The sequence below is a fragment of the Frankia sp. AiPs1 genome (assembly GCF_023716945.1).
Classification (GTDB): domain Bacteria; phylum Actinomycetota; class Actinomycetes; order Frankiales; family Frankiaceae; genus Frankia.
This window is the reverse complement of the sequence record NZ_JAMQQF010000799.1, coordinates 1-2,013: the sequence shown is the minus strand read 5'-3', so window position 1 is coordinate 2,013 and position 2,013 is coordinate 1. Positions and strand designations below refer to the sequence as shown.

The window sequence follows — 2,013 nt, the reverse complement described above, 5'->3', positions numbered from 1 at the left end:
GGTGCTTGCGGTCCGCCGGATCCGCGGACCCGAGAAGATGGGCAGGCGGATCAGCGCGGCGGTGTCGGCGGGGGCGTTGAGGACCGCGTCCATGATGGCGCTGTCCGGCAGGACCCGGCCGGGGGCGACGTCGCGCGTGCGGGCCATCCGGTCCCGGGCGGTCCACATGGCCCGCACCGCCGCGAGCTGGCGGCGGGACCGGGCCCGGTGGATGCCGCTGGTCCGCCGCCACGGCTCGGCGCGGGGTTCCCGGGGCGGCGCCGCGACGATCGCGGCGAACTCCTCATGGGCGAAATCGATCTTGTTCTGCTCGATGAGTTCGGCCTCGAGCGCGTCGCGCAGCTCCACCAGCAGCTCGACGTCGAGCGCCGCGTAGCGCAGCCAGGGCTCGGGCAGCGGCCGGGTGGACCAGTCCGCCGCCGAGTGGCCCTTCTCCAAGCCGTAGCCGAGGACCCGCTCGACCATCATGCCGAGGCCGACCCGTTCGTAGCCCAGCAGCCGGCCGGCGAGCTCGGTGTCGAACAGCAGGGCCGGCCGCAGCCCGAGTTCGGCCAGGCAGGGCAGGTCCTGGCTGGCGGCGTGCAACACCCATTCGGCGTCGCCCACCGCCTCCTGGATGACGGTAAGGTCACCCAGCGGGATCGGGTCGACCAGCAGCGAACCGGCCCCCCGGCGGCGGATCTGGACCAGGTAGGCGCGCTGGCTGTACCGGTATCCGGACGCCCGCTCGGCGTCGAAGGCGACCGGGCCGGTCCCGGCCGCGAGCCGAACGGCTGCGGCGGCGAGCGCTGCGGCGTCGACGATGACGGGCGGGACGCCGTCCACAGGAGCGAGCAGCGGGATGGGCTCGCGGGCGCTGGTGCTGGGCTCTCCCTCCACCATTGCGCTTACACCCCCGCTGACCTGCTGTGTTGGTTCAGGAACCGTCGACGTCACGATCGGCGATCGTACGTCTGAATCCTCGCGGAGGCAGCCGCACTGTTCAGCGAATCACGCTGATTATACGCATCGTGACACCATCACCGGGTAGGGTGGCCGGCTCTCGATCCGAACGGGGTACCGCGAATCCCCTGGATGTGGACCCGCGACGGGGCTACGACCGGCGGATTCAGCTCCGTCGCTGGGGCAGCGCCACGACGCCGGACAGTGCCGGTGGTAGCCCGGCCATGGCGGCCAGGAGGTCACCGAAGGCCAGCAGGTGGGCCGCCGCCCCGGCGGGACTCCAGGCGGGTCGCGCCGGCTGCGGGCCGGTCGGGCCCGCCGCGTCCGGGTCGGCGCCGATCGCGGTCTCGGCCCAGTCGGGCGACCAGGAACAGCGCAGCTCGACGTCGAAGCTGTCCCCTTCCGCCCGCAGCAGGCCGAACCGCCGCGACGAGGTCGTCGTCACCGCGCCGCCGAGCGCACGGACCTGCGCGCCGTGCGCGTCGAGCGACTCTCGCAGCCACGACCAGGCCACGTCGGCCAGCAGCGGATCGGCGGCGATCTCCGGGTCGACGCTCGCCCGGGCGTAGCAGACGACACGGGCGCTGCCCTGCCAGGCCGGCTGTCCGTCCGGATCCATCAGGACGATCAGCCGGCCGGCGGCGAGGTCGGCGGCGTCGCCGGTCAGGCCGCCGGCGAGGGCGAAGGCGTAGGGAGCGAGCCTGGTCGGGGCCGTGACCTCGTGCACGCTGATCTCCGGGCGCAGCCGCGCGATCCCGTCGCGCAGAGCGTCGGTGCTGGCCAGAAAGATCGGCGGGCTCGCCTCGTACGACTGCGCCGCCCCCATGACGGCAACGTTAGGGCGTCGACCTTGATCGCGCTGGGTGGACGCCGGAGCGTGCGGCTTCGACCCCGTTGCGTGCGGGCGGGCGCCGATGAGGCGATGGCCGGAACGGACCGCCGCGTCCCGCAGGACCGGAACCTCCCGCGGACCGGGGGTCGCCTCCGCCGCGGCGGGCTCGCCGTAGCCGCCGGGACGGCCCGCAGCGGCGCTGTAATCGGGACGCGGGGCGGGATTGCGCAGGCTCACGC

The 2,013-nt window shown here is 74.1% G+C and carries 2 protein-coding genes; both read right to left on the bottom strand.

Going from position 1 to position 2,013, the window contains the following annotated elements:
- A partial coding sequence (locus ND748_RS30785; RefSeq protein ID WP_251749810.1) for an HRDC domain-containing protein occupies positions 1–882 on the bottom strand: 882 nt, incomplete at its 3' end.
- A gap of 226 nt (positions 883–1,108) precedes the next feature.
- Positions 1,109–2,013 (bottom strand): DUF3000 domain-containing protein (locus ND748_RS30780; protein WP_308205777.1); only part of this gene is annotated, 905 nt, incomplete at its 5' end.